The 26,087-nt window shown below is 69.0% G+C and carries 26 protein-coding genes and 1 tRNA gene; 18 read left to right on the forward strand and 9 right to left on the reverse strand.

Going from position 1 to position 26,087, the window contains the following annotated elements:
• Genes BJ988_RS02070 through BJ988_RS02080 form a run of 3 tightly spaced genes read left to right on the forward strand, consistent with a single transcriptional unit; the run spans position 1 to position 2,480 of the window.
• Positions 1-780: a TSUP family transporter gene (locus BJ988_RS02070; RefSeq protein WP_179656458.1), complete on the forward strand. Its 780-nt coding sequence runs from the start codon at positions 1-3 to the stop codon at positions 778-780.
• Between the two features lies 1 nt (position 781).
• A complete protein-coding gene (locus tag BJ988_RS02075) occupies positions 782-1,426 on the forward strand; it encodes a YigZ family protein (RefSeq protein ID WP_246321385.1) in 645 nt (214 codons plus the stop codon).
• A 43-nt stretch (positions 1,427-1,469) separates the two neighbouring features.
• Positions 1,470-2,480 carry a GNAT family N-acetyltransferase gene (locus BJ988_RS02080; protein WP_343051412.1) on the forward strand — a complete coding sequence of 337 codons (1,011 nt, stop codon included), beginning with the start codon at positions 1,470-1,472 and terminating at the stop codon, positions 2,478-2,480.
• A gap of 11 nt (positions 2,481-2,491) precedes the next feature.
• On the opposite strand, the gene BJ988_RS02085 is transcribed toward BJ988_RS02080, so the two are convergent.
• Positions 2,492-3,295 (reverse strand): SDR family oxidoreductase, encoded by an 804-nt coding sequence (locus tag BJ988_RS02085; RefSeq protein WP_179656460.1) that lies wholly within the window; start codon positions 3,293-3,295, stop codon positions 2,492-2,494.
• Between the two features lie 130 nt (positions 3,296-3,425).
• The gene (locus BJ988_RS02090; protein WP_179656461.1) at positions 3,426-4,544 is read right to left on the reverse strand and encodes an NAD(P)H-dependent amine dehydrogenase family protein; all 1,119 of its coding nucleotides are present in this window, start codon (positions 4,542-4,544) and stop codon (positions 3,426-3,428) included.
• 77 nt (positions 4,545-4,621) lie between these two features.
• Between BJ988_RS02090 and BJ988_RS02095 the strand changes: the two genes are divergently transcribed.
• Positions 4,622-5,161 carry a DinB family protein gene (locus BJ988_RS02095; protein ID WP_179656462.1) on the forward strand — a complete coding sequence of 180 codons (540 nt, stop codon included), beginning with the start codon at positions 4,622-4,624 and terminating at the stop codon, positions 5,159-5,161.
• Positions 5,158-5,652 (forward strand): GNAT family N-acetyltransferase, encoded by a 495-nt coding sequence (locus BJ988_RS02100; protein WP_343051413.1) that lies wholly within the window; start codon positions 5,158-5,160, stop codon positions 5,650-5,652. Before BJ988_RS02095 ends, BJ988_RS02100 begins: the two co-directional genes overlap by 4 nt.
• Before the next feature lie 16 nt (positions 5,653-5,668).
• Here BJ988_RS02100 and msrA read toward each other — a convergent pair whose 3' ends face one another.
• Entirely contained in the window at positions 5,669-6,316 is a 648-nt protein-coding gene (msrA, locus tag BJ988_RS02105) for a peptide-methionine (S)-S-oxide reductase MsrA (RefSeq protein ID WP_179656463.1), read from the reverse strand.
• 119 nt (positions 6,317-6,435) lie between these two features.
• Here msrA and BJ988_RS02110 point away from each other — a divergent pair, with 119 nt between their 5' ends.
• From BJ988_RS02110 to greA, 5 genes are all read left to right on the forward strand, one after another.
• The gene (locus BJ988_RS02110) at positions 6,436-7,605 is read left to right on the forward strand and encodes a cystathionine gamma-synthase (protein ID WP_179656464.1); all 1,170 of its coding nucleotides are present in this window, start codon (positions 6,436-6,438) and stop codon (positions 7,603-7,605) included.
• Positions 7,592-9,037, forward strand: coding sequence for a glutamate mutase L (locus tag BJ988_RS02115; RefSeq protein WP_179656465.1), 1,446 nt, complete (start codon positions 7,592-7,594; stop codon positions 9,035-9,037). The genes BJ988_RS02110 and BJ988_RS02115 overlap by 14 nt, the downstream gene beginning before the upstream one ends.
• 10 nt (positions 9,038-9,047) lie before the next feature.
• Complete coding sequence (locus BJ988_RS02120; RefSeq protein ID WP_343051415.1) at positions 9,048-10,499, forward strand: AI-2E family transporter; 1,452 nt, start codon at positions 9,048-9,050, stop codon at positions 10,497-10,499.
• Position 10,500: 1 nt separating this feature from the next.
• Complete coding sequence (gene ilvA, locus BJ988_RS02125) at positions 10,501-11,712, forward strand: threonine ammonia-lyase (protein ID WP_179661289.1); 1,212 nt, start codon at positions 10,501-10,503, stop codon at positions 11,710-11,712.
• 204 nt (positions 11,713-11,916) lie between these two features.
• Positions 11,917-12,429, forward strand: a complete 513-nt coding sequence (greA, locus tag BJ988_RS02130; RefSeq protein ID WP_179656466.1) for a transcription elongation factor GreA — start codon at positions 11,917-11,919, stop codon at positions 12,427-12,429.
• A gap of 93 nt (positions 12,430-12,522) precedes the next feature.
• On the opposite strand, the gene BJ988_RS02135 is transcribed toward greA, so the two are convergent.
• Positions 12,523-12,906: a DUF4307 domain-containing protein gene (locus BJ988_RS02135; protein ID WP_179656467.1), complete on the reverse strand. Its 384-nt coding sequence runs from the start codon at positions 12,904-12,906 to the stop codon at positions 12,523-12,525.
• Between the two features lie 166 nt (positions 12,907-13,072).
• Between BJ988_RS02135 and mca the strand changes: the two genes are divergently transcribed.
• Complete coding sequence (gene mca / locus BJ988_RS02140; protein WP_179656468.1) at positions 13,073-14,059, forward strand: mycothiol conjugate amidase Mca; 987 nt, start codon at positions 13,073-13,075, stop codon at positions 14,057-14,059.
• Positions 14,060-14,092: 33 nt separating this feature from the next.
• Positions 14,093-14,365 carry a hypothetical protein gene (locus tag BJ988_RS02145; RefSeq protein WP_179656469.1) on the forward strand — a complete coding sequence of 91 codons (273 nt, stop codon included), beginning with the start codon at positions 14,093-14,095 and terminating at the stop codon, positions 14,363-14,365.
• A gap of 7 nt (positions 14,366-14,372) precedes the next feature.
• Here the strand turns inward: BJ988_RS02145 and BJ988_RS02150 are convergent, their stop codons facing one another.
• Both BJ988_RS02150 and BJ988_RS02155 read right to left on the reverse strand, forming a co-directional pair.
• The gene (locus tag BJ988_RS02150; RefSeq protein WP_179656470.1) at positions 14,373-14,948 is read right to left on the reverse strand and encodes a TerD family protein; all 576 of its coding nucleotides are present in this window, start codon (positions 14,946-14,948) and stop codon (positions 14,373-14,375) included.
• Between the two features lie 63 nt (positions 14,949-15,011).
• Positions 15,012-16,484, reverse strand: a complete 1,473-nt coding sequence (locus tag BJ988_RS02155) for a glycoside hydrolase family 5 protein (protein WP_179656471.1) — start codon at positions 16,482-16,484, stop codon at positions 15,012-15,014.
• Positions 16,485-16,622: 138 nt separating this feature from the next.
• Between BJ988_RS02155 and BJ988_RS02160 the strand changes: the two genes are divergently transcribed.
• Together BJ988_RS02160 and BJ988_RS02165 are read left to right on the forward strand one after the other, a co-directional pair.
• Positions 16,623-18,995, forward strand: a complete 2,373-nt coding sequence (locus BJ988_RS02160; protein WP_218860522.1) for a phosphoribosyltransferase domain-containing protein — start codon at positions 16,623-16,625, stop codon at positions 18,993-18,995.
• Between the two features lie 5 nt (positions 18,996-19,000).
• Entirely contained in the window at positions 19,001-19,843 is an 843-nt protein-coding gene (locus BJ988_RS02165) for a PfkB family carbohydrate kinase (protein WP_179656473.1), read from the forward strand.
• On the opposite strand, the gene BJ988_RS02170 is transcribed toward BJ988_RS02165, so the two are convergent.
• The 3 genes from BJ988_RS02170 to orn form a co-directional block, all read right to left on the reverse strand.
• The gene (locus BJ988_RS02170; RefSeq protein ID WP_179656474.1) at positions 19,840-20,745 is read right to left on the reverse strand and encodes a bifunctional helix-turn-helix transcriptional regulator/GNAT family N-acetyltransferase; all 906 of its coding nucleotides are present in this window, start codon (positions 20,743-20,745) and stop codon (positions 19,840-19,842) included. The two genes, BJ988_RS02165 and BJ988_RS02170, sit on opposite strands and share 4 nt — an antisense overlap.
• A gap of 94 nt (positions 20,746-20,839) precedes the next feature.
• A tRNA-His gene (locus tag BJ988_RS02175) sits at positions 20,840-20,915 on the reverse strand.
• Positions 20,916-20,962: 47 nt separating this feature from the next.
• Positions 20,963-21,610, reverse strand: a complete 648-nt coding sequence (gene orn, locus BJ988_RS02180) for an oligoribonuclease (RefSeq protein WP_179661291.1) — start codon at positions 21,608-21,610, stop codon at positions 20,963-20,965.
• 125 nt (positions 21,611-21,735) lie between these two features.
• Between orn and BJ988_RS02185 the strand changes: the two genes are divergently transcribed.
• The 4 genes from BJ988_RS02185 to BJ988_RS02200 all read left to right on the forward strand — a co-directional run bounded on the left by BJ988_RS02185 (position 21,736) and on the right by BJ988_RS02200 (position 26,083).
• Positions 21,736-22,494 carry a DsbA family protein gene (locus BJ988_RS02185; RefSeq protein WP_246321387.1) on the forward strand — a complete coding sequence of 253 codons (759 nt, stop codon included), beginning with the start codon at positions 21,736-21,738 and terminating at the stop codon, positions 22,492-22,494.
• A 415-nt stretch (positions 22,495-22,909) separates the two neighbouring features.
• The gene (locus BJ988_RS02190; RefSeq protein WP_179656476.1) at positions 22,910-24,208 is read left to right on the forward strand and encodes an HNH endonuclease; all 1,299 of its coding nucleotides are present in this window, start codon (positions 22,910-22,912) and stop codon (positions 24,206-24,208) included.
• Positions 24,209-24,261: 53 nt separating this feature from the next.
• Positions 24,262-24,678 carry a limonene-1,2-epoxide hydrolase family protein gene (locus tag BJ988_RS02195; protein ID WP_179656477.1) on the forward strand — a complete coding sequence of 139 codons (417 nt, stop codon included), beginning with the start codon at positions 24,262-24,264 and terminating at the stop codon, positions 24,676-24,678.
• Positions 24,679-24,754: 76 nt separating this feature from the next.
• Positions 24,755-26,083 carry a hypothetical protein gene (locus BJ988_RS02200; protein ID WP_218860526.1) on the forward strand — a complete coding sequence of 443 codons (1,329 nt, stop codon included), beginning with the start codon at positions 24,755-24,757 and terminating at the stop codon, positions 26,081-26,083.
• The last annotated feature ends 4 nt before the right edge of the window (positions 26,084-26,087 follow it).

Below are 26,087 nucleotides of genomic sequence, written 5' to 3' on the forward strand. Positions count from 1 at the left end.
GTGCCAGAGGAGACCCTGAACGTACTCGCCCTTCTCGCTCTCGCGGCGCTGGCCGCCGGGTACGTGGACGCGGTGGTCGGCGGGGGTGGGCTGATCCAGCTCCCGGCGCTGCTGCTGTTCCTCCCCGGCGCCGCGCCGGTGCAGATCCTGGCGACCAACAAGCTGGCCTCGATCTTCGGCACCTCGATCAGCGCGGCGACCTACTACCGGCGGGTGGGGCCGGACCCGAAGACCTTCATCCCGCTCATGATCCTCGCTTTCGTCGGCTCCGCTCTGGGGGCAGGGGTGGCCTCGTACCTTCCCGAGACGGTCTTCGAGCCCATCGTCCTGATCGCGCTGATCCTGGTCGGCGCCTGGGTGCTCTTCAAGCCGTCCCTGGGCGAGATGACGGCCTTGAAGTACGACGACCACCGGCACGTGATCGGCGCGATGCTGGTCGGGTTCGCGGTCGGCTTCTACGACGGCGCGTTAGGTCCGGGGACCGGGAGCTTCCTGGTGATCGGGCTCGTCGGCCTCCTCGGCTACTCCTTCCTCGAGGCGAGCGCGAAGGCGAAGATGGCCAACGTCGCCACCAACCTCGCGGCGCTGATGGTCTTCATCCCGCAGGGTGCGGTGCTTTGGAAGACCGGCCTGGTGATGGGGGTGTGCAACCTGATCGGCGGCTACCTCGGGGCGCGGACCGCGGTGGCGAAGGGGGCCGGGTTCGTCCGAGTCTTCTTCATCGTCGTGGTCGCCGGGTTCATCATCCGCATCGGCGGCAGCGTGCTGGGACTGTGGTGACATGGGCTCTGAGCGTGAGATGCACTACCTGACCATCGGCCGCGACGGCGCCGCCGAGATCGAGGAGAAGCGATCCCGCTTCCTGTGCACGCTCGCCCGGGTCGAGGACGAGGCGGAGGCGCGGGTAGTTGTCGAGCGGCTGCGCAAGCAGCACTGGGATGCCCGCCACACCTGCTCGGCCGTCAGGATCGGCCCACCGCCACAGCCGGTCGAGCGGTCCAACGACGACGGCGAGCCGGCCGGCACCGCGGGGGCGCCGATGCTCGAGGTGCTCCGCGGTGCGGGCGTCTCGGACACGGTCGCTGTGGTCACCCGCTGGTTCGGCGGGACACTGCTCGGCGCGGGCGGCCTCGTCCGGGCCTACTCAGACGCCGTCCGCACCGCGCTCGACGAGGTCGGCACGCTGAGGCGAGAGCTGGTCCGGGAGTATCGGATCGAGGTCGCGTACGACGCCGCCGGCCGTCTCGAGACAGACCTGCGATCGGCGGGGGTGTCGGTCCTCGAGACCTCCTATGACGCGGCCGTGACGCTGCGGATCGGAGCCCCTCCTGCGGAGGAGAAACGCATCGAGACGCTCCTCGCCGAGGTCACTGCCGGCGCGTCTGTGCTGGTCCCGGGCGAGGACCAGTGGGCCGACGTCCGCTGACGTTTGGGAGAATGGCCGGGTGAGCGACCATAGCGAGACGCCCGTGGAACTCCCTACCGGATGGACGGCCAAGGTCCCTGACCTCGATGATCTCCCCGCACTCCTGAGGCTTCGAGCGGTCGACAAGACACCGTTCGAGGGTTCCGGAAAGGTCGACGCCGACGCCATCGCCGGCGAGATCGCCGGACCTGCCTCTTGGACCCGCCAGCAGAGCGTGGCGATCGATCCGGACGGTCACGTACGTGCCTGGGCCATCGCCCACGACCGCGCCGCGGGGCGCACGCTCGTCTACCTCTACGTCGACCGCACCATCGCCCAGGCCGCGGAGGTGGCGGCCGGGCTCTATGCCTGGCTCGCCGAGCAGGCCCGGTCGATGGCCGTGCTGCGCGGCATCGCCGAGTCCCACCTCGACGCGAGCCCGTTCGCCGACGACACCGTGCAGCGGGAGTGGCTGGCGGCCGCGGGATTCACCAACCGCCGCACCTGGTTGCACATGAGCCGGCCGGTGCTTCCCGACGAGAAGGTGCCCGATCTGCGTGAGGGGGTCGCCATCCGTCCGGTGGAGACCCACGAGAACGGCATGCCGGTGGCGGCCGATCTGCAGACCGTCCACCAGACCCTCGAGGAGTCCTTCCAGGACCACTTCAACTCCTACCGGGAGAGCTTTCCGGAGTTCGTGCAGCGGCTGCGCGAGGACCCGGGTCATCGCTGGGACCACTGGTGGCTGGCGTACGTCGCCGACCCCGAGGCCGGGACGGAGGATGGTGCCTGGCTGCCGGCCGGGTCGCTGGTCGCCTCGGTCCTCCCCGCCAACGCGGCGGGGGTCGAGGGGACCTATGTCGAGTACATCGGCGTCAACCGCCTCGCCCGCGGCCGCGGGGTGGCCAAGGGCCTGCTCTACACCGTCATCGGCGACGCGATCGAGCGTGGGCGCGACCGGGTCTCGCTCGAGGTCGACGCCGACAGCCCCACCGGCGCCGACGGGCTCTACAAGTCGATGGGCTGGGTGACCGACTACGTCACCGAGTCCTGGCACAAGGACGTCACGGTCTAGCCGGCTGACGATCAGGGGCCGACATCGGGGAGCTTGAGGTCGAGCGTCGGCGTCTCGGTGCCGCCGTCGACCTCGAGCAGCTTCCCGGTGACGAACTGGCCGGCTCGGGAGGTCAGGTAGACCACCCCGGCGGCGATGTCCTCGGCCTCGCCGATGCGTCCGAGCGGGGTCTTCGACTCGATCTCGCCGCGCATGCTGTCGTCGCCGGCCACGAACTCGAGAGCGCTGGTCCGCACCGACCCGACGAAGATCCCGTTGACCCGGATCCGTGGCGCGAGGTCGGTGGCGGCCAGCCTGGTCCAGTGCGCCAGCGCCGCCTTCGCGGTGCCATAGGCGAGATAGCCCCGCCCCGACGTACGTCCCATCATCGAGCTGATCGACACCACCGACTGCTGCCCGTCCGGGCTCTTCACCATGTAGGGCACCGCGGCCCGGGTCAGCGCGTGCGCCGTGGTCACGTTGAAGTGGAAAGCCTCCTCGAGGTAGCCCTCGTCGGTGTCGAGGAACGTGTTCGGGATCGTCCCGCCGACGTTGTTGACCACGATGTCGAGGCGCCCGAACTCCTCGTACGCCGCCGCGGCCAGCCCCGCTGTCGCGGCTGTGTCCGCCAGGTCTGCCGGCACCACCAGCGCCCGCCGTCCCACCGCCTCGACCTTCTCCGCGACCTCCCGCAGCTGCTTCTCGGTCCGCGACGCGATCACCACATCCGCCCCGGCCTCGGCCAGCGCGACGGCCGTCGCTGCCCCGATCCCGCGCCCCGCCCCGGTCACGACGGCCACATGGCCCGTCAGCCTGAATCGATCAAGAATACTCATCTGATGTCCTTTCATGCCGAGAAGTCACTAGCGTCGGCCGAGAAGTCACTCGCGTCGGCCGAGAAGTCACTCGCGTCGGCCGAGTGGGCACCGCGGTGACGCTTCGGCCGACGTAGGTGACGCCTCGGCTTCAGTTGGTTCCGGTGACCAGGCCGCGGCCGGTGATCAGCGGGAGGTCGAGAGGGGAGACGAGGCCGGGGGAGGCGGCCACGACGGCGGGGATCGCGTTGACCAGGCGCTGGGCGGTGACGATCATCCCGGAGACGTTGTGGTCGCCGTGCTCGCCGTGGTGGCTGAACTCGACGGTCATCGACGGCTCGCCGGTGACCTCGATGCGGTAGCAGCCGTCGCCCGTCGCCGGGACCGGCCAGTCGGGGTCGGAGGTCGCGTCGGTCCGGGTGACGTGCTCGAGGGTGATGCGAGGGGTGCCGTCGACGGTGCCGGTGACGGTGAAACGTACCGAGCCCTGGGTGCCCGCCGCGATGTCCACCGACACGGTCTTGGTGTCCTTGGTTGCCGGCCTCCGCTCGACGTGCTCGACGAGCGGCTCGTCGAGTGTCACCCCGAGACCGGCGGCGAGCACTCGGACGACGGGGCCCCACGCGGTGCTCAGCACCCCGGGCTCCCACAGGAACGGCTTGTCCTCGAGCGAGCCCCCGAAACCGAAGAGGTCCTTCATCACGACTGGCTGGAAGTACGTCGAGTAGTCGGCGATCTCGCTGACGCGAACGTGGTCGATCCGCTGCGACAGCGACGTCACCGCCAGCGGCAGGACGTCGTTCGCGAAGCCCGGGTCGATGCCGTTGACGTGCAGCGACGCATTACCCTCCCGACCGGCGGCATGGATGCCCTCGATCATCTCGTCCGGCAGCGTCCCCTGTGGGTGGACCAGGAGCACCGGCCCGGAGGAGACGACGTTGACCCCGTCCCGGATCAGCCCGGTCAGATCCTCGATCGCCTCGAACACCCGGTCGTCGGTCATCGCCGCGTGGACCACACAGTCCGGCTCGAGGGCCAGCAGCTCATCGCGCGACGTGGTCGCCGCCACCCCGAGCGTACGCCCGAGCCCGGCGAGCTCCCCGGCGTCCTTTCCGGCCTTCTCCGGGGTCGACGTCCAGACGCCGACCAGCTCCAGGTCCGGATGCGCATCGACTCCCGCGATGGCATGACGTCCCACCGTCCCGGTGGACCAGACGACGACTTTGAGCGGTTTCTCGGGACTCCGCGGACTTCCAGGTGTGTGGGGCATGAGGCCAAATCTAGAACGCGTTTCAGTTTCGCGAAAGTGATTCGCCGAGGAAACTCGCCACCGCTACGTTGGCGCCCATGACCGAGCCACTCTTCGAGGACACCCGACATCCGACCGGTGCCCCTTACGTCGCGGACGAGACCACGACCCTGCGTACGTTCCTCGACTTCCACCGGGCGACCCTGCTCCGGCAGGTGGCAGGCCTCGACCACGAGCAGCTCAACCGCTCCCTCCCGCCCAGCACCATGACGCTGGCGGGGATCCTGAAGCACATGGCACACGTCGAGGACGTCTGGTTCGGCGTACGTCTGGCCGGTGCCGACCAGGCCCCTCCGTTCGACACCGCGCCGTGGGACGAGGATGCGGACTGGGACTTCAGCAGCGCCAAGGCCGACGCCCCCGAGGCGCTCCGCGCGCTGCTGCGCGAGGCGATCGCTCGCTCCAACGAGCTCACCGACGCTGCCGGGTCTCTCGACCAGATCGCGGTCGGCCGCACCCGTGACGGCCAGTCGATCAGCATGCGCTGGATCCTGGTCCACATGATCGAGGAGTACGCCCGGCACTGCGGTCACGCCGACCTCATGCGCGAGGCCATCGACGGGGCTACCGACCTGTGATCCAGATCCGTGAGGCGACGGCCGAGGACTGGCCGCAGATCTACCCGTTCTGGTCAGAGATCGTCGAGGCAGGGGAGACCTACGCCTACCCCGGGGACCTCACGTCCGAGGAGTCCAGCGAGATGTGGATGTATGACCACGTGGTCGTCGCGGTCGAGGGTGAGGCCGAGAACGAGCGCATCCTGGGCAGCGCCAAGATGGGCCCCAACCGCCCTGGCCGCGGCCGCCACATCGGCACCGCCTCGTTCATGGTCTCCTCGGCGGCTCGCGGCAAGGGCATCGGCCGCGCCCTCGGTGACTACTGCGTGAGCTGGCACCGCGAGCAGGGCTTCCACGGCATCCAGTTCAACGCCGTCGTGGAGACGAACACCACCGCCGTACGCCTGTGGCAGTCGCTCGGGTTCCAGATCATCGGCACCGTCCCGGACGCGTTCGACTCGAAGTCGCACGGCCGGGTCGGGCTGCACGTGATGTATCTGCCGCTGACCTGAGGCCGGCGGACCGGGATCAGGCCGGGAAGGGGATGCCCGTGTTCGCGTGGCAGCGGTAGCCGTTGGGCACGCGGTCCAGATACTGCTGGTGCTCGGGCTCGGCGGCGTAGAAGGTCGGGACCTCACGGATCTCGGTGGTGATCTCGCCGTAGCCACGCTTCGCGATCTCGTCGCCGTAGACCTTTGTCAGCTCCTCGGCGGTCTCCCGCTGCGAGTCGGAGACGTGGTAGAGCGCCGAGCGGTACTGCGTACCGACGTCGTTGCCCTGCCGCATCCCCTGCGTCGGGTCGTGCACCTCGAAGAACTTCTTGACGAGCTCCCCATAGGACACCACCGCGGGGTCGAAGACGACCCGGACCGCCTCGGTGTGGTTGGTCTGCCCGCTGCAGACCTCGTCGTACGTCGGGTTGGCCGTGGTGCCGCCCTGATAGCCGACCGCGGTCGTGTAGACCCCCGGCGTCTGCCAGAAGATCTCCTCGGCGCCCCAGAAACAGCCGAGCCCGAAGTACGCCACCTCGGTCCCCTCGGGTGCGGTCCCGTCCTCGGGGGAGGCGAGCAGCGGAGTCCCCAGGACCCGGTGCTTCGCGGGCAGGTCGAAGAGCGCCTGGTCGCGCCCGGTGAGCGTACGGTCCTCGGAGAGGAGCTGAGTTGGGCGACCGAACATGAGTGACCTCCAGAAGTCAGGGTTGCTATCAGTCTCCAACACAGTTCGATGCGCGAACGTTCCCGGATGGCCCGAGGGCCCGGTGGTATGGAACACAGCATCGGACGTAGGCTCGCTGTGTGAGCGAGCAGCAGCATCTCGGCAAGGCCGGTTTCGAGACCAAGGCGATCCACGCGGGCTATGAGCCCGACCCGACGACGGGTGCGGTGATCCCGCCGATCTACGCCACCACGACCTACAAGCAGGACGGCGTCGGCGGCCTGCGCAACGGCTATGAGTACAGCCGCTCTGCCAACCCGACCCGCACCGCGCTGGAAGGCGCTCTCGCCGCGGTCGAGGAGGGGGAGAAGGGCTTCGCCTTCGCCTCCGGTCTGGCCGCGGAGGACACCCTGATCCGCAGCCTGATGCGACCCGGTGACCACATGGTCATCCCCGACGACGCCTATGGCGGCACCCACCGGCTGATCGACAAGGTCGAGAGCCAGTGGGGGATCGCGCACACGTCCGCGCAGGTCGCCGACGTCGACGCGGTCGCGGCCGCGATCCAGCCGGGCAAGACCAAGCTGGTCTGGGTCGAGACGCCGACCAACCCGCTGCTCAACATCGCCGACATCTCCGCGCTGGCCGGCGTCGCCCACGAGGCAGGCGCGCTGCTGGTGGTCGACAACACCTTCGCCAGCCCCTACCTGCAGCAGCCGCTCACGCTCGGCGCCGACGCGGTGGTGCACTCCACGACGAAGTACGTCGGTGGCCACTCCGACGTGGTCGGCGGGGCCGTGGTGGTCCGTGACCACGGGATCGCCGAGAAGGTCGGCTACCTCCAGAACGCCGCCGGCGCGATCGCCGACCCCTTCGGCGCGTGGCTGACGCTGCGCGGCCTCAAGACCCTGGCCGTACGCATGGAGCGGCATTGCGACAACGCCGAGCGGGTCGCCGACTTCCTGACCTCGCACCCGAAGGTCGGCGAGGTCATCTACCCGGGCCTGGAGACTCACCCCGGCCACACGACCGCTCAGAAGCAGATGAAGCGGTTCGGTGGCATGGTCTCCTTCCGTGTGACCGACGGCGAGGCGGCCGCACTGGCGGTGTGCGAGCGCACCAAGATCTTCACGTTGGGCGAGTCGCTCGGCGGTGTCGAGAGCCTCATCGAGCACCCGGGCCGAATGACCCACGCGTCGGTCGCCGGCACCGACCTGGAGGTGCCGGCCGACCTGGTGCGGCTCTCCGTCGGGATCGAGTACGCCGAGGACCTGGTCGCCGACCTCGAGCAGGCCCTTGACCAGGGCTGACGCGCCCCAGACAGCGGTCTGCGTCGACTTCGGCTCCACCTGGACCAAGGCCCTTCATGTCGACCTCTCCTCCGGCGAGGTCCTCGGCAGCGCGAGCGCACCGACGTCGCTGCACGAGGTGATGGAGGCGTACGACGCCTGCCTGGCTGCACTCACCGAGACAGACTCCCGGGCGGTCGACGCCGAGATCCTGGCCTGTTCGTCCGCGGGCGGCGGGCTGCGGATCGCCGTCGTCGGCAACGAGGAGCTGGTGACCGCCGAGGCCGGGCGGCGCGTCGCGCTGTCCAGCGGCGGCAAGGTCGTCGCGGTGATCGCGACCGCAGGTCGTGAAAGCGGCAGTGACCTGGGGGCCACGCTCGACCTCACGACTCCCGACCTGGTGCTGCTGACCGGAGGCACCGACGGAGGCAACCGGGACGCGATCGTCTTCGCCGCACGCGAGCTGGCCGCCTCCGGTTGGCGTGGTCCGGTGGTCGTCGCAGGCAACCGCGACGCGACCCAGGAGATCGACGAGATCCTGGCCGAGATCCCACACGTGAACTGCGACAACGTCGTTCCCAAGATCGGCGTGCTGGCACCCGAGAGCGCCCGTGCCGCAGTCCGCGAGATGTTTCTCGAGCACGTGATCGGCGGCAAGAACCTCAGCGGCCGTGGCGACTTCCGGCGGATCGTCCAGGGCGCGACCCCCGATGTCGTGCTCCAGGGTGTCGAGACGCTGGCCGAGGTGCTCGGCGAGGACGTCGTCGTCGTGGACGTCGGCGGCGCCACCACCGACGTGCACAGCGTGGTCCGCCCGGACCCCGAGGCAGAGCACGTGCGCGAGGAGGTCGTCGCGGTCACTCCGGTGACCCGGACGGTCGAGGGCGACCTGGGCATGCGCTGGTCGGCCATCACGACCCTCGAGGCGGCGGACCACTCGGATCCGAGTCTCGCCGAGTCGGATCTCACCGGCGAGGTCGAGCATCGTCGCAACCACCCCGGCTGGCTGCCGCGCACCGAGCAGGACAAGGACATCGACGAGCTCCTGGCCAGGATCGCGATCACCACGGCCCTGCAGCGGCACGCGGGCCGCTCCCGCGTCGTCCTGTCGCCGAGCGGCAAGGTCATCGAGCGCACCGGCACGGACCTGCGTCGGGTCGGTGTGGTGATCGGCTCCGGCGGCGTACTCCGGCATGGGCGTCCGCGCATCGAGGAGCGGGTGATGCGCTGGTCAGCGCGGGGCGGGTGGCAACTTCCGGAGATGACCGGAGCGAGGCCGAGCGGCGAGCTTGCTCGTCCGCTTGCGCCGAGCGAGGGAGTACCCGCGCGAAGCGCGGACGCACCGCTGCGGGCGGTCGACAGCGACTACGTGCTCGCCGCGGTGGGCCTGCTCGCCAGGTCGCACCCCGCAGCTGCACGGCGCCTTGCGACCCATCTCACACCCTCCCGGTAGCCTCTGTCAGGTGACAGATCAGGGGGATGCACCCGGCGACGAGAAGTCGACCGCGAAGGACAGCTTCGGGCGGATGACCGGCGCGTTCAAGCGCAACCGTGAAACGCGCGACGCCCACCGCAAGGCGCGGCGGATGGCTCAGGACGAGGCCGACGCGCGCGAGTCGGCCGAGGTGGCCAAAGAGGCCGCCGCAGAGGCTCGTGAGTCGGCCGAGAACTTCGCGCTGCGCCTGGTCAACCAGTTCGAGCGCCTGCGCGAGGAACGCCAGGAGCAGCTGGCCGCGCCCGAGCCGGTGACGCCGCCCAAGGCGGTCAGCCGCACCGACGTCCCCTACGGTGTCGAGCTCTCCGCGCAGTGGGCCTGGCGGTTCCTGGTCATCGTCGCTGCCGGCTATCTCATCGTCCGGGCTCTCGGCTTCCTCAGCATCGTCGTCGTCCCGTTGGTCATCGCGCTGCTGATCGCCGCGCTCGTCTCCCCGGTGGTCATCGGCCTGGCCCGGATAGGCATGAAACGGAGCATCTCGGCGCTCTTCGTCGTCATCGGCGTGCTCGCAGGGGTCGTCGCCATGCTCAGCTTCGCCGGCACCCAGGTCGCCAACGGGTTCAGCGATCTGGCCGGGCAGACCGTCAAGGCGCTCGACGAGATCCGCGACTGGCTGATCAACGGTCCGTTCCACGCGAGCGAGACCCAGATCGACACCTGGCTCAACACGGTGCAGACCACCCTTGAGGACTGGGCGGCGGCGTACGCCGCCAACCCGTTCTCCCGCGTCAGCGAGGTCGGCGGGGTCGCCCTCGACGTCTTCGCCGGTCTCTTCATCGTGCTCTTCTCCACCTACTTCTTCTGTGCCGAGGGCGAGCGGATCTGGGGCTGGCTGGTCCGGCTCGCCCCGCGCGCCGCGCGCAGCCGGATGGACAGCTCCGGCCGGGTCGCATGGGCATCGCTGACCCAGTTCACCCGGGCCACGGTCATCGTGGCCGCGGTCGACGCCGTCGGCATCATGATCATCGCCGCAGCGCTGCAGGTGCCGTTCGTGGCGGCGATCGGTGTGCTGGTCTTCCTGAGCTCGTTCGTTCCGCTGATCGGCGCCACCGTCGCCGGCGCGGTTGCCGTCCTCGTCGCGCTCGTGTCTCAGGGCCCGGTGACCGCGCTGCTGATGCTCGGAGGCGTACTGCTCGTCCAGCAGCTCGAGGCCCACGGCCTGCAGCCGTTCCTGCTCGGTCGCTGGGTCCGGGTCCACCCGCTGGGCGTCATCCTCGCCGTCGCCACCGGCATCGTGCTCGGTGGGGTGGCCGGTGCGCTCGTGGCCGTGCCGCTGGTGGCCGCCCTCAACGCCGTGGTCAACCATCTGACAGCCGCGCCGGCCGCGGCCGCGGCGACGACAGGGCCACAACCGCCTCCGCCGCCGGTCAACGGCCCGACCTCCCCACCCCCTTCCAGCCCAGGAGCAGGCAGTGTCTGAGATGCATGGTCAGCCGTCCTACGACGACATCGTCGAGGCTCGCGAGCTGCTGCGTGACCACATCACCGAGACCCCTGTCCAGGGAGCCCGCTGGCTCACCGACCTGGTCGGTGACACCGTCATCCTCAAGTGCGAGAACCTGCAACGTACCGGCTCCTTCAAGGCCCGTGGAGCGTTCGTACGCATCGCCCGGCTCTCCGAGGAGCAGCGGAAGAACGGGGTGGTCGCCGCCAGCGCGGGCAACCACGCCCAGGGCGTCGCGCTGGCGGCGACGACCCTCGGGATCCCGTCCACCGTCTTCATGCCCGAGGGCGCGCCGATCCCGAAGGAGAAGGCCACGCGCGCGTACGGCGCGGAGGTGATCTTCGAGGGGCAGTACGTCGACCAGTGCCTCGAGGCCGCGATCGCCTTCGCCGAGCGCACCGGTGCCGTCATGATCCATCCCTTCGATCACCCCGACGTCGTCGCCGGCCAAGGCACGATCGGCCTCGAGATCCTCGAGCAGACGCCCGATGTGAAGACGGTCGTGATCCCGCTCGGCGGTGGCGGTCTGCTCGCCGGGGCTGCGCTCGCGATCAAGACGAAGCACCCCGACGTGAAGGTGATCGGCGTGCAGGCGGAGACGGCCGCCGCCTATCCGGTCTCGCTGCGCGAGGGCCGTCCGATCCGGCTCGACAAGATGCCGACGATGGCAGACGGCATCGCGGTCGGCCTTCCCGGGGAGACCAACTTCCCGATGATCCAGTCCTACGTCGACGAGATCCGCACGGTCTCGGAGGAGTCGATCTCCGGCGCGCTGCTGTCGCTCGTGGAGCGTGCCAAGCAGGTGGTCGAGCCCGCCGGCGCGGTCGGTGTGGCCGCCTTGATGGATGCGCCCGAGACCTTCGAGGGTCCTGTCGTGGTGGTGCTCTCCGGAGGCAACATCGACCCGCTGCTGCTCGGCAAGGTGATCCAGCACGGCATGACGCTGGCCGGTCGTTACCTGCCGGTCGCGGTGAAGATCCCCGACCAGCCGGGAGCCCTGGCCACGTTGCTCTCGGTGATCGGCGACACCGGCGCCAACGTCATGGAGGTCGTGCACTCGCGCACCACGCCCGGGCTGCGACTCGCCGAGGTGGGAGTGCAGCTCCAGCTCGAGAGCCGGGGCCAGACCCATGCCGAGCGGGTGCTCGAGCAACTGAGGAAGAAGGGTTATCCGGCGACGAGTCCGTGATGTGCCGGGGAACGGTCCTGGAATGAGCACCGTTTCGGTCGCGGACTGTTCCGAGGTGTGGTTGCCTTGTTAAACTGAAAGTTCTGACCATCTCCCGCAGGACGTTCGGCTGGGTGAAGTATGCCCACAGCAGGGAGACAAGGCGCCGGTGATCGAGATGACCGGCGCCCCTTACTTATATTCACTACCCATCAGGAGCAACCCATGACGCAGTCGACCGAGACCACCTCTGCCACGATCTGGCTGAGCAAGGGCGCGTTCGAGAAGCTGACCGCGGAGTTGGAATACCTGAAGGGTCCCCGGCGCCAGGAGATCCTCGCCGAGATCAGCTCTGCCCGTGACGAGGGTGACCTCAAGGAGAACGGCGGCTACCACGCCGCCCGCGAGGAGCAGGGCAAGCTCGAGGGCCTGATCCAGCAGCTCGAAGCGCTGCTGCGCAAGGCGGACACCACGGTTCCCGAGGACGACGGCGTCGTCTCGGTCGGCAAGCTGGTCACCTTCAAGTTCGAGGGCGATGACGACGACGAGGCCGAGACCCGCCTCATCGCCTCGATCGAGATGAAGGACTACGCAGGCGGCCTCGAGATCTCTTCGGCCGCCTCGCCGATCGGCGCCGCTCTCATCGGCGCGAGCGTCGGCGACACGGTCACCTACGAGGGTCCCCGCGGGCCGCTCAAGGTCGAGATCCTGAAGACCGAGGTCTTCACCGGGCAGTGATGCTCGTGCAGTGATACCCGGTTAACCGGGTATCACTGCACTTCTCTGGCGTTGCACTGCCAGAGAAGTGCAGGAAACACCTGAGAAGTACGGTCACTCGACCCTGCAGTCGCCCCACTCGACCCGGAGCGCGCGACGCTCGGTCGGGATGGTGATCGTCTGGCGTCCTTCGCCGGCGGTGAACTCGAGGCGGCCGACCTTCTCCTCCTGGTCGTCCTCGGCCTCGACGGAGCAGACCGGGGTCGCGTCCTTGTCGTGGAGGCGTACGACGAAGGTGACCTCGACCTCGTTCTCGCTGATCGCTTCCCACTTCTCCAGCCCGGAGGAGACCTCGGGGTGGAGGGCCGCCCACAGCGCCCAGCCGAACCAGCCGACGATCGCGACCACGGCGATGGCAAGCGTGACGATGAGTACGCCCGGGCGACGGCTCGGGCCCCGGCCGTAGCGGGCCGCGATGCGGGACTCTTCTGAACTCACGGGTTCGGGCTCCGCTTCAGCAGATGACGGCGTGCTCACGGGGTTCATGGTCCCATCCACCTGGTGACTACCGCACATCCGTCCCCGACTGCCTACCACCAAAGTTGTCCGCGGAGTGGGAGCGGGTAACCGAACCGTGAGACGGAGCGTGGTTAGGATTGAACCCATGCCAGATCTGCTCCAGCAGGCGTTCCGCCTGATGCACGTGCACGCGCACCCCGACGACGAGTCGAGCAAGGGCGCGGGGATCACCGCGAAGTATGTCGCCGAGGGCGTCGACGTACACGTCGCGACGTGTACGGGTGGAGAGCGAGGCGACATCCTCAACCCGAAGATGGAGCGCCCCGGCATCCTGGAGAACATCCACGAGATCCGCCGTGAGGAGATGCACCGCGCCCGCGACATCCTCGGCATCAAGCAGGACTGGCTCGGCTTCGTCGACTCGGGTTGGGTCGAGGAGTTCATGCTGGTCGAAGAGATGGACGCGAAGGACTGGTCGCTGCTCCCCGAGGGCTGCTTCGGCCGGGTGCCGCTCGAGGTGAGCACGCGCCGGCTCGTGGAGCTCATTCGCGCCTTCCGGCCGCACGTGGTGACGACGTACGACGAGAACGGCGGCTACCCGCACCCCGACCACATCCAGTGCCACCGGGTCTCCGTGGCGGCGTTCGCGGCCGCCGGGGACCCCGACCGGTTCCCGGACGCGGGGGAGCCGTGGCAGCCGCTGAAGCTCTACTACAGCCACACCTTCAACTACCCGCGCATGATCGCGCTGCACGAGGCGATCAAGCGTCACGGCCTCACCTCTCCGTACGAGGAGCGCCTCGAGACCTGGAAGCGTGACCCCAGCTGGGACGAGCGGGTGACGACGAAGGTCGAATGTGGTGAGTACTTCGGTGTCCGCGACCAGGCACTGCTCGCGCACGCCACTCAGATCGACCCCGACGGCCCCTGGTTCGCGGTGCCCCGGGAGATCGAGAAGGAGGCCTGGCCGACCGAGGACTTCGAGCTGGTGACCTCCTACGTACCGGTGCCCGAGGCCTCCAAGCGCGAGGAGACCGACCTGTTCGCCGGCCTCGAGCTGGCCACCGCCGACGACGAGGGCAAGGCCGCTGTCGGCCGTGAGATCAGCTTCGGCAAGGTCGTCACCGTCTGAGTCATTCTCAGGGTGAAGTGAGACAATGTAGGTATGTCCGGCCTCCCGATGACGCAGACCCTGCACACCTCCCAGCCCGTCCCCGAGCCCACTCCGCCGCAGGACGAGGACGTGGTGGCCGGCTGGACGGCCTTCGGCGTCTTCATCGCGCTGTGCGTCGCTGTCGCGGTGATCGCGTGGAGCATGCTGCGACAGTTCAAGAAGGTCGAGAAGGCCAGGGTCGAGGGTGTCTTCGGCGAGGAGGACCAGGCGGAGGCCATCGCCCAGCAGGAAGCCAAGGACGAGGTCAAGAAGCTGAAGCGCTAGCGGCGTCCTAGAGTGTCGGCGCGATCGACGGCAGCAGGTCCTGGAACGTACGTCCGTTGCCGATCTCGCCCAGCGCGGTCATCGTCCAGCCGCCCTCGGAGCGGCTGAGCTTGGCCATGATCTCGGCAGTGTGCGGCCCGGTCGTGCTCAGGTCGAAGCGGGCGATCTCGGTGCGAGTGTCCACCTCCACGACGCGACAGAACGCGTTCTGGATCTGGGCGAAGCTCTGCCCGGTGAAGGAGTTGATCGTGAACACGATCTGCGCGACCGTGGGCGGCACCCGATCGAGGTGGACGATGATCGACTCGTTGTCGCCGTCCCCGGTGCCGGTGCGGTTGTCGCCTGAGTGGATCACGGCACCCTCCCTCGACTTGAGCTGCCGGAACCAGGCTTGGTCGACGTGGGAACCAGAGGCGTCGTAGAGGATCGCGGAGGCGTCCATGTCGACGTGAGCGCCGCGGAACCCACCGAAGAGGCCCTGCCGGACCGCGTCCCATCCCAGCGCGATCCGCACCGGCGTCATGGTGCGGCCGTCAGCCGTGCTGAGCGAGACCGACTGTCCCTTGGCGAGCGAGACGGACAACTGATCCTCCGAGGGCTGGACCGACATGGGCCGGGAGCGGGCGGGACACCGACACCGACCACCCTAGTCAATCGTGACGGTCACCGGCCCGGTTCCGCTCGCCTCGACGAGGATCCGGTTGTGGTCGGCCTCGCCGACGACCCGGCCACCCTCGACGGCGATGTCCGGACCGGAGGGATAGTGGATCGGGCTGACGAAGATCTCGGTCGGCTCGTCGATGTCCGCGGACGGCTCGTAGGTGTAGCTGAACTCGCCGGTCTCGGGGTCGAAGGAGAGGTCGACGGGGGTGCCGGCCGTGGCCTGCGGGTAGGTGCGGACCAGCGTACGCAGCTTCTCGGTCTTCACCGTCGACAGATCCGCGTCGTCGGCGAACATCCCCTGGCGCCCGTCGGCGGTGGTCGGGTCGTCCCAGTGCTTGTACGCCCAGTGCATCCAGGAGGCGAAGTGGTCGTCGGCCGAGGCGGTGTCGATGGCGAGCAGCTCGGTGTTGTCTGTCGCGCCGAACTCCGACATCAGGCTGGTCGCGCCCATCGTCTCGGCCTGCTCGAGCGCCTTGCGGTGGTGGGTGTCGTCGTAGGCCTTGCAGCCACCGACCCCGATCGGGATGCCCTGGGAGTCGAGGTAGCCGAACGGGCAGTAGCTGTGCCAGGAGTAGCCGACCTGGTCGTCGTTGGCCGGGCCGAAGCGCGAGTTGGGGACCTGGTTGGCGAGCAGCTGCGACTCGTACCAGACGATTCCGTCGGGATCGGCCCGGCGGATCGCCGCAGTGGCCTTCTCGTACGCGGGCTGGAACTCGTCGCGATATGACTTCGCGCACCCGGTGATCGGGCAGGAGAGCCACTCCCGGCCCGCCCAGGGCTCGTTGATGAGGTCGTAGCCCATCGAGTACGGCTGGTCGCCCCACCGCTCCGCGACCGCGGCCCAAGCCGCTGCCCAGCCGTCCTGGACCCCAGACTTGTTGGCCCAGAAGTTGTCGTAGACGGTCGCCAGCTCGGGCGTGATGTAGGTCGCGGGGAAGGACAGCTTGATCGGCGGGTGCAGGTTGTAGGGCGCCGGCCGCTCGGCCGCCCAGTCGGGCACGCCCTCGCCGCCGTAGGTCTCGTGCCACATGTCCTGGTGGAAGTCGTACTGCATCCAGATGCCCTTGTCGGCGAGCAGGTCGATCACCCGCTGCCAGTCGTCGAGGTAGTCCTCGTCGACCTCGCCGGGGGCGTCCGGAGTCACGCCCGCCCACAGGGTGCCGATCCGGGCACCGTTGAACCCGTGCTCGGCCAGCCATTCCGCGTCGGCCGCGGTGAAGCCCTCGGCCGAGTCGGGCGGGACGTACGGATCATGCTTCCAGACCAGGTTCTGCCCGTGCACGAGCACGATCCGGCCGTGCTGATCGACCAACCAGCGACCCTCGCGGGACAGCTGTGGCGTCTCCTTCGCCGGGCCGGCACCCGCCGGTCCGACCGGAGCCAGGAGCGTGGCCCCGAACGCGAGCACAGCCGCCGCGGCGGCAAGGATTCCGAGGCTTCCCGAGCGACGAGGCATGTGCGGAACCTAGTCCTCCCATCCCGACGCCGACAAGAACGTGTTCCTATTCTGGACGTCGAGGCCGCCTGGACCCGAGGGGCAGTGGACAGGGATGGCCTACCTGCGGTTGAGTCAGAACCGGAACTTTGGGGGAGAATGTCACCTGTGAGAGACGAAGTGAGCGGCTGGTCGGGCACCTGGGTGGCCGAACGCCTGGGTGTGCGTCTACGGACGACTGACGCGCCGAGCGGGATGATGCTCACGGATCTGGTCGGTCTGGCGGTGCGGCGCAACCCGCGTCGCGCACAGCTCCTCGTCTCCTCCGTCCTCGGCAAGCATCTCCCGACCGACCCACGGGTGGTGACCGACGCCGCGCTGCGCTTGGGGGCCAAGGCCCGCGCGGCGGTCACGGGCGATGCGGTGGTCCTCGGCTATGCCGAGACGGCGACCGCGCTCGGACACCTCGTCGCCGACGCGCTCGGTGCGCCCTACCTGCACTCCACCCGCCGGGTCGTCGACGGCCTCGAGTCCGCGGCCGACTTCTACGAGGAGCACTCGCACGCGACCGCCCACCGGCTGCTTCCCACAGACCCCGCCTTCCTCGCCCGCGGGGAGACTCTCGTGCTGGTCGACGACGAGGTAATCACCGGCAAGACGATCGTCAACACGATCCGGGCGCTGCACAAGAAGTTCCCGCACAAGCACTACGTCGTGGCCGCTCTCGTCGACCTGCGCTCGGAGGCCGACCGGGGCCGGATGGAGCGCTCGGTCAAGCGGCTGCGCGCGACTCTGGACGTCGTCTCCCTCGCGAGCGGTGAGATCGAGCTGCCCGAGGACCTCGCCGACAACGGCAACCGGCTCATCGACACCGTCGAGAACCTCCGCCAGCTGGCCGGTGTCGAGCCGATCCGCGGTCAGCGCGGCGAGGTGGTTCAGGTCGTCGCCACCTGGCCGCGAGCCGTCCCGGAGGGCGGCCGCCACGGCTTCGTGCCCGGCGCTGCGGGCTCCTACGAGTCGGCCGTCACGGTGACCGCCGCCGCGATCGCCGGTCGGATCCCGGACGGTCCGGTGCACATCCTCGGCACCGAGGAGCTGATGTACGCACCTCTGCGGATCGCCTCCGCGCTGGCTGACCGGCGCGCGGCCGAGGGCCGGCGCCACGAGATCACCTACTCGACGACGACGCGCTCGCCGGTGCTCGCCGTCGAAGACCCGGGCTACGCGATCCGCACCGCGATCACCTTTCCGTCTCACGACGCGCCCGCTGACGGCGACGGCCCGCGCTTCGCCTACAACCTGCGTGAGGGCGCGTACGAGGCGATCGTCCTGGTCGTCGACGAGCCGGCCGACACCACTGCGCTCCACGAGGAGGGCGGCCTGGTCGACCAGCTCGCCCGGCTCGCGCCGCGGGTCGTGGTCGTGACCGTCCCGGCGTTCACCCCGGAGCCACGACACGACCAGCCGGCCCGCCAGCTGCCCGCGCCGCTCCACGGCCCTGCGTTCGGCTCCTACGAGCGCGACGACGTCGCCTGGCTGGTCAAGGATCTTCCGGCGGAGACATCCGCCGAGACTCCGGAGGACGAAGAGGCACAGGCACACCGGGAGCTCTTCGACGAAGCCCTGACGGCGTCGGCCCAGCGGGTGGCGTACGCGATCGGCCTGGTCACCGAGCAGGTGCTGGCCCGACGTGGGCAGGACGCGGTGCTGGTCTCCCTGATGCGTGCCGGCACCCCGATCGGGGTGCTGATGCGGCGCTGGGCGCAGCGCGTGCACGGGCTCGACCTGCCCCACTACGCGGTCTCGATGATCCGCGGGCGTGGCATCGACCAGACCGCGCTCGCCTATCTGGCTGCGCACCACGACCCCGCTCGGGTGATGTTCGTGGGCGGGTGGACCGGCACGGGTGCGATCGCCCGGGAGCTGGCGGGCTCGGTCGAGAAGTCCAACGCGACGCTCGACGCCCATCTGGCCTCGCCGTTCTCCCCGGAGCTCGCTGTGCTCGCCGACCCGGGCCGGAGCGTGGCGGTCTACGGCACTCGGGAGGACTACCTGATCCCATCGGCGTGCCTCGGCTCGACCGTCACTGGCCTCGTCTCGCGTGCCGTCATCGACGACGATCGGGTCGGTCCCAACGACTTCCACGGCGCTGCGTTCCGTGCCGACCTGGCTCCGGCCGATGTGTCGAAGAGGTTCGTCGACACGGTCGCGGCCCGGTTCCCGATCGTGCGCACCAAGGTGATGCTCGACCTCGGGGCCCACCTCGGCGGTGACCACAAGCCCACCTGGGTGGGCTGGGACGCGGTCGAGGACGCCGCCGAGAAGTTCGGCGACGGTGATGTCAGCCTGGTGGAGGCCGGCGTCGACGACACCGTCCGGTTGCTGCTGCACGGCGAGCCGGCGACGATCCTGGTCGACCCGGCGCGCGACGCCGACCTGGGTGCCGTCAAGAAGCTCGCCGAGGCGCGTGAGGTGCCGCTGGAGCGGGTCACCGACTTGCCCTATGCCTGCATCGGCCTCCGACGTCCCTGATGCCGGTGCGCCCGCCACAGGACCTGGTCGTCGTCGGGAGCATCAACGTCGACCTGACCGCGGACGTCGAGCGACTGCCGGGAGCCGGGGAGACCGTCGGCGGCGGCCGGCTGCGCCGTGACGTCGGCGGGAAGGGCGCCAACCAGGCGGTCGCGGCGAGCCGGCTGGGCGCGCGGGTGCGGATGGTCGGCGCCGTCGGCTCCGACGCCGACGGTGCCTGGGCGGTCGAGACGGCCCGGTCCGCCGGGGTCGATGTGGAAGGCGTACGCACCGTCGACGCCCCGACCGGCACGGCGCTGATCGCCGTCGACGCGGCGGGGGAGAACCAGATCGTGGTGTGTAGCGGAGCCAACGCGCTGGTCGAGCCGGAAGGTTTCGTGGTGGCGGCGGGCGATGCCGTGCTCATGCAGCTCGAGCTCCCCCTGGACGTCGTCCGGGCCGTGGCCGCGCGGGCGCCCGGGTTCGTCGTGGTCAACGCGGCGCCCGCGCGGCCGCTGCCGGCGGATCTCGTCGAGCGGGCGGACCTGTTCATCGTCAACGAGACCGAGTACGCCGCGATGCCCGAGCTGGGCGAGGCCAAGCGGGTCGCGGTGACCTACGGAGCCTCGGGTGCGGCCATGATCGCCGAAGGTGCCGAGGCCGCCCGGGTGCCGGCCGTGTCCACGGAGGCGATCAGCACCGTCGGTGCCGGCGACGCGTTCTCCGCCGCGCTCACCCTCGCGATCCTGGCCGGCATGCCGGACGACGAGGCGCTGCGTACGGCATGCGCGGTCGGCGCGGCGGTCGTCGCACATCCCGGTGCCCAGCCGCCGTTGGATCGGTTGGAGATGTACCGGGGCACTCGCTAGCCGAGCTGCTTGCGGAAGAAGTGGGTGGCGTGGGGGTTGTCGTTGTAGCGATCGATGCGCTCGTAGCCGGCCCGCTCGTACATCCCGATCGCTTCGCTGAGGACGTCGCGGGTGTCGAGGCGTACGACTCGGTGGCCGAGCCTGAGCGCCTCGGCCTCGAGGTGGCGCAGCAGGCGTGAGCCGAGGCCGGCGCCGCGCCAGGCCGGATCGACCCACATCCGCTTGATCTCGCCGGTGCCGTCGAACTCCCGCACTCCGCCCGAGGCGACCGGTGCACCGTCGCTGGCGGCGATGAAGAACGCGCCGTGCGGAGCCCGTAGGGACGGGTCGTCGCCGAAGCCCTCGTCGCCGACGGTGAACCCGAAGCGGTCGCCGATCTCGGCGAAGTAGTGGCCCATGGCCATCTGGGCGATCGGGTCGCGGGGATCGACCTGCTCGATGGTGATCGTGGCGGCGCGCACCAACAGGTCGGCTGTCGCCAGAGCATCGTTGAGGCGGTCGCGCTGCCGCTGCGTCAGCGGATCGAGCAGCAGATGGGCACGCTCCTCGGAGCGGCGCTCGAGGTCGTCCCACTGCTTGAGGCCGTCCTCGGTGAGCGCTACGAGCCTGCGCCGGCCGTCGGCCGGGTCGCGGTCCATCGCGACGTACCCCTTGCTCTCCAGCGTTCGCAGCATCCGGCTGACGTAGCCGGAGTCGAGGCCGCCGAGCCTGGTCCGGAGGTCCTGAACGGTCATGGCCGAAGCGGAGCCCGAGGCGGTTGGCGGAGCGCCGAGACCGATCTCGTAGAGGATGCGGGCGGTGCCATAGGGGAGACCGCTGCCGAGGAACGAGTCCTCGAGGGCTCCCACCCGACGGACGTAGCTCATGTTGAACTTGCGCATCACCGAGGTGTCCACTGTCATATACCTGACTTTAGTCAGATACTTCCGAGAATCCAAGAATGGATCACCTACACAAATGGCGAACGGCCCATCCTCTCGGACGGGCCGTTCGTTTTGGGGTGAGTAACGGGACTTGAACCCGCGACATCCGCCACCACAAGGCGGCGCTCTACCAGCTGAGCTATACCCACCATCGACCCGGACAGCGCATGTCCGAGCCAGCAAGAATCATAGAGGATCAGGCAGGATCTGTGGAATCGGGGGTCGCCTTGGGATCGACGATCCCGGTGATCGAGGCGCCGTGCCGGGCGGCGATCGCCTTGGCAGTTTCCGAGTCGGGCCCGGGCATCGGCACGAAGACTGCCTCGCGGTAGTAGCGAAGCTCCTCGATCGACTCCTGGATGTCGGCCAGGGCGCGGTGGTTGCCGCGCTTGGGGGGAGCGGAGAAGTAGGCTCGCGGGAACCACCGTCGCGACAGCTCCTTGATCGAGGAGACATCGACGTTGCGGTAGTGCAGGAACCCCTCCAGCTCGGGCATGTCCCGGGCCAGGAAGTTGCGGTCGGTTGCCACCGTGTTGCCGCCCAAGGGCGGACGGGAGTCCTTGCCGCAATGTTCCCAGATGTACGCCAGGACCTGCTCCTCGGCCTCGCGCATCGGGACGCCGTTCTCCAGCTCGACCAGCAGGCCGGACTTGGTGTGCATGTCGCGTACGAAGTCGTCCATCTGCTCCAGCGCCTCGGCCGGGGGCTTGATGATGATGTCGACCCCGTCGCCGAGCACGTTGAGATCGAAGTCGGTGACGAGGGCCGCCACCTCGATGAGTGCGTCGTTCTCGAGGGACAGCCCGGTCATCTCGCAGTCGATCCAGACCAGACGTTCGTTCAGTGAAGCCACCGGAGCACCATAACGCCGCTGGTCAACGGCTTATAGAGAGGGTAGGAGACGATGTGATAACGGTTCCCATGGCGTGGTTTCAGCCTGCGTTCAGGAGACGGACATATGTTGGCTCCATGAGCACGGATTCCGCCAGCAGCCCCTCACGCAAAGATAAGCGTGAGGCACGCGCTGCCAAGGCCGCCGCGGAGCTGGAGGCTCTGCGCAAGAAGCAGGCCCGCAAGTCGATCCTCACCGTCGCGGGGGTCGTCGCCGCGATAGCGGTGATCATCGGTGGCCTGGTCTGGTTCAGCCTGAACCGGTCCGAGGACGGCAAGGTCACCGCAGTGGAAGCCGGCAGCAGCGAGCACGGCCTGGTCATCGGTCCCGACGACGCGCCCCACAAGGTCGTCATCTACGAGGACTTCCTGTGCCCCTACTGCGGTGAGTTCGAGGCTGCGACCCGCGAGGATCTCGCCGAGCTTGCCGCCGACGGCAAGGTCCAGGTCGACTACCGCCCGTTCGTGCTCCTCGACCAGATCGGCCCCTACTCCGAGCTCGCCACCTCCGCCTTCGCGGTCGTCCAGCAGGAGGCCGGCGACGAGGTCGCCAAGGAGTTCCACGACCTGCTCTTCGAGAACCAGCCCAGCGAGTCCGGCCCGTTCCCCGAGGCTGCTGATCTCGTCGATCTGGCCGTCGAGGCCGGTGCTGAGGAGTCGGCCGTCAAGGACGGTATCGAGGACCTCGCGGGCAAGGACTGGGCCGAGGCTGCCACCAAGGCTGCTGCTGAAGGCGGGGTCCAGGGGACTCCGACCGTTCTGCTCGATGGCAAGCAGTTCCAGGAGGGCAACACCGTTCAGGAGTACGCTGACGCGCTGATCGAGAAGGTCTCCTGAGCCTCCGGCGGTCGAGCTTGTCGAGGGCCTGTTTGCCGCTGGTCGAGCCCGTCGAGAACCCAGCCCCGCTGGTCGAGCCGCCGGAACCGCTAGGCGGAGGCGTGTCGAGACCAACACGGTTCGCGTCGGGGAAACCTCGCTAGGCGACTGTTTCTTCGTTTCAGGGTTCGCCGCCGACCCTTCCTCGAGTGTTTCTCGATCATGCGCCGCGTCAAGGACGCCCTTCGGGCGCCGGCTTCGCCGGCCGCTTCGCGGTCCTTGACTCGGCACCTGATCGAGAAAGATTTCGCCATTATCGGGGCGGCGGCGAGGGTGTGGCGCGGGGTTCAGGTTGCTTGTTCGTTGACTGTGTAAATCGGGTCTGACCAGCAAAAACAGGTAGCCACGAACGGATCTTTCACATATAATGAGGCGTATGAACGAGACCGTCGACCAGCTCCTTGCCGGGCCGCCTGCGGGTGCGTCCGAGGGTGAGCTGGTCGACTGGATCAGTCGTCTCGAAGAAGTGAAGTGCATCGCCGAAGCCGTTCAGGCAGAAGCAGCGGTACGCCTCGAGGAAGCCACCCGGGCACGGCAGGCCGAGGCCGGGGTCCCTTTCCGCAAGCTTGGCGAAGGCGTCGCCTCCCAAGTCGCCTTGGCGCGGCGGGTCTCACCCGCCAAGGGTGCCAAGCTACTGGGACTGGCGAAGATCCTCGTTGCGGAGATGCCGCACACCTTCGCTCTGATGAAGGCCGGGCTGTTCTCGCAGTGGCAGGCCACCATCCTCGCCCGCGAGACCGCCTGCCTCTCGATGGAGAATCGGCGGGTCGTCGACTACCGGCTCTGCGCCCTCGACCCAGACGGCGAACTGCCTGCAGCCGTGACGATGGGACTGCGGCAACTGGAGAACGCCGCCAAGAAACTTGCCATCACCCTCGACCAAGAATCCGTCGTCGCTCGAGCCGCGAACGCAGAGAAGGACCGTCGAGTCAGCGTCCGGCCGGCTCCGGACACGATGACCTGGCTCGGCGCGCTGCTGCCGGTCAAGGACGGCGTCGCCGTCTACGCGGCACTGGACCAGGCAGTCAAGGCCGCGCAGGCGGCCGGTGATGAGCGGACGACGGGTCAGGTCATGGCCGACACCCTGGTCGACCGCGTCACCGGCCGCACCACCGACGGCAGCGCCAAGCCTCGGGTCGAGGTCAAAATCGTGATGACCGCCGACGCCCTCACCAACGACAGCGACCAGCCGGCCATGGTCGAGGGCTACGGTCCCGTCCCCGCGACCTGGGCGCGTGAAGCGCTCGCCGACGCCGAGGTCTTCGTCCGCAGGTTGTTCACCGACCCGGCCGGGAACCTGGTCGCGATGGAGTCCCGCTCCCGCAAAGCACCCGACGGCCTGACCGAGTTCATCACCACCCGCGACGGCGGGATCTGCCGCACCAACGGCTGCGACGCCCCGATCCGCAACGTCGACCACGCCCAGCGTCACGCAGACGGCGGCAAGACCAGCGCCGAAAATCTTCAGGGCTTGTGCGAGCGCTGCAATCAGGCGAAAGAAGCCCTCGGCTGGCAAGCCAGACCAGGGCCTGACGGCAGCATCATCACCGTCACACCCACCGGGCACATCTACACCAGCCCGCCACCCGACACCTGGCGACCAGACCCACCACCCTTGTCCCGGGCAGAGTTCATGCTGCGCGGCGTACTCCTCGACTATCCGCGCGCGGCCTAAGCATGTTGCATGGCGCCCCGCTCTGGCTCCTGATCAGGGATAGCGTGGGCGGCATGACCGAGATCCAGATCGTCGAGCAGTTCCTTGCCGCCCTCGAGACCGGGAACGTCGACGCGGCATTGATGTTGTGCGCTGACGACGTCACCTATCAGAACGTGCCGCTTCCGCCGGCGCGTGGCCTCTCGGAGGTTGGGCGCCAGCTTCGGATCATGGGGAAGTACACGACCGACTTCGAGGTCAGGATGATCAACATCGCGGCCAACGGTCCGGTGGTGCTCACCGAGCGCATCGACGTGCTCAGTCGCGGATCGGTCTCCGCGGAGTTCTGGGTGTGCGGCACCTTCGAGGTGCGCGACGGGCAGATCGTGCTCTGGCGCGACTACTTCGACTGGACGACCTTCATCGCTGCGGGCGTCAAGGGCGTCGGCAGGGCGGCGTTCGGGGCGATCCGGAAGGCCGTCGGCCGCTGACCTTGTGCGCAACGCACGAGACACATCGTGCGCTGTTCTTGTGACGCCAGTCACAACGAGCCCTACTCTCGGGGACATGCCCCGTGCGTCAGCCGCTCTCCTCGCCCTGCTCCTGACCGCCTCCGCTCTGGTCGCCTCGACCGGGCCGGCGCTCGCCGACCGGAAACCACCCGGTGACCAGCCGCTGCCCGGCTACACGATCAGCAACCCGCCGGTGGCGCCGATCGCGGTCGGCGGGCAGCCGACGACGGTGCGCCAAGGGGTGCACGCGCACGCGGCGTACGTCTTGGAGGTGCCGAAGAACTGGAACGGCGAGCTGGTGATGTGGGCCCACGGCTACCGCGGGCTCGGCTACACCTTGACGCCCGAGACCCCCGGGTTCGGGCTGCGGCGTACGTTCCTCGAGCAGGGCTACGCCTGGGCGGCGTCGAGCTACTCGACCAACGGCTACGACGCGGGGTCGGGGGTGCGCTCGACGCAGGACCTGGCGGCGTACGCCTCTTCCGACCTTCTGTCGCGCCGGGCGAGCCGCACCTATGTGACCGGGGTGTCGATGGGTGGGCACGTGGTCGGGCGCTCGCTGGAGCAGTACCCGGGCTTCTACGACGGCGCCCTACCGATGTGCGGGCAGCTGGGTGACGTGGAGCTGTTCGACTTCTTCGTCGACTACAACCTGGGAGCGCAGGCGCTGGCCGGGCACGACGCCTACCCCTACACCAAGGACTACCAGAGCGTCGACGTCCCGATCATCAAGGAGCGGCTCGGGCTCGGCGGCACGCTGACGGCGGAGGGCGAGCAGCTGCGCGCGATGACGATCGAGCGCACCGGCGGCCCGCGGCCGGGCGCGGAGGCGGCCTTCCGGCAGTGGAAGGACTACCTCTTCAGCCTGCCGTCGGTCGACGACGGCGGCACGCTGGGCTTCAACATCGGCCGGGTCGCGACCAACCGGAACACCGTCTACACGCCGAGCTCGCCGGTCGACCTCAACACCGAGATCGAGCGGATCGACCCCATCGACCGCGCCGGACGCAAGAGCCACCGGCTCAACGCCCCGGCCGTCATCTCCGGCCGTCCGACCGCGCCGGTGGTGAGCCTGCACAACCTCGGCGACATGTTCGTGCCGTTCTCTCTCGAGCAGATCTACGCGCGTGAGGTGGCCCGCCACCACCGCAGCGGTCTGGTCGTGCAGCGGGCGATCCGCTCTGCCGGGCACTGCGAGTTCAGCCCGGCGGAGGCTGCCGCCGCCTGGGGCGACCTGGTCGACTGGGTCGAGAACGGCGACCGCCCGGCCGGCGACGACGTCCTCGACCGGGCCGCCGTCGCCGCACCCGACTACGGGTGTGCGTTCACCGACTCCGCCGCGTACGGGACGGGCTCGCGGGGCCTCTACGCGCGCTGCCCCTGACGGA

The sequence above is a fragment of the Nocardioides panzhihuensis genome, from assembly GCF_013408335.1.
GTDB classification, from domain to species: Bacteria; Actinomycetota; Actinomycetes; order Propionibacteriales; family Nocardioidaceae; genus Nocardioides; species Nocardioides panzhihuensis.